Source organism: Jatrophihabitans lederbergiae (assembly GCF_031845305.1).
Lineage (GTDB): Bacteria > Actinomycetota > Actinomycetes > Mycobacteriales > Jatrophihabitantaceae > Jatrophihabitans_A > Jatrophihabitans_A lederbergiae.
Genome location: NZ_JAVREH010000179.1, coordinates 1 through 1,048, shown reverse-complemented (window position 1 = coordinate 1,048; position 1,048 = coordinate 1). Strand labels below are relative to the sequence as shown.

Below are 1,048 nucleotides of genomic sequence, written 5' to 3'. Positions count from 1 at the left end.
CATCGAAGCATGGGGCTCGATCTGGGCGAAGCCATCTGCGGCCTTCCTGAAGTCCCCAGCGTTCGAGGCACACCAGGGCGCGGTAGCTGTCTGGCTACGCCTCGGTGAGCTTGAAGCCATCAGCCTCCATTGCGAACCGTTCCAAAAGGCCGCACTCAAGCAGCTCCTGCCCCAGCTCAGGGAACTCACTCGCGTGCCCTTCCCTGATTTCTGCTACGAGCTTCAGGACCGTTGCGCTGCCGTGGGCGTCGCCGTCGTCTATGTACCTGAGATCGAAGGGGCCAGATCCAGCGGAGCGACACGCTGGCTGTCACCGACGAAGGCCATCGTCCAACTCAGCGACCGCGGCAAGAAGAGCGACCGATTCTGGTTCGCGTTCTTCCATGAACTCGGCCACGTCCTGCTACATGGCAAGCGAGACATATTCGTCGATGACGACAAGATCGGCGACGATGCGGAATCAGACCAAGAGAAAGAAGCGAGCGACTTCGCGCGCGAACTCCTCATCCCCGCGACACTCGCCAGCGACTTGGTCCGAGCACAGACGCAAGGCGACGTCGTCGCCCTCGCCGACCGCGCTGGCGTATCGCCCGCGATCGTCGCCGGTCGAATCCGCCATGATCGGAGCGACTACACCTTCTGTCACGGAGTCGACGAGCACTTCGAGATCGGACAGATCCCCAAGCGGCCGCCGGGTCGATGATCCGTCTAGACGCATGGTGTCCTACGGTGCGGCTGGGCCAGACGATTCCGCCTGCCTGATACGCCGTCCACGAACGCTGTCATGTGAGGCGCCAGGATTACTGCACGAGCAGTTGGCAGTTCTGAAATGACAGTCGAGTCGGCTAGCTGAATCGGTACCTGGCTCGGATCGCAGCGACAGTAGTCAGGCGGTGTCGTCGGTTTCGGCGAGGGTGTGGAGTGTTTCTCGGTGGTGAAGATGCTGCCGCGGCCGAGGCGTTCTTTGACGGTCTGCAGGTCGGCGCCGCCGGCGAGGAGCCAGGAGGCGTGGGCATGGCGGAGGTCGTGTGTCCGAACGCAGATACCG

General features: G+C 62.7%; 1 protein-coding gene. It reads left to right on the top strand.

Going from position 1 to position 1,048, the window contains the following annotated elements; translation table 11 throughout:
• Window positions 1-703, top strand: a 703-nt coding sequence (locus RM423_RS24845; protein ID WP_311425714.1) for an ImmA/IrrE family metallo-endopeptidase, incomplete at its 5' end; no start/stop codon positions are given.
• Window positions 704-1,048 lie beyond the last annotated feature (345 nt).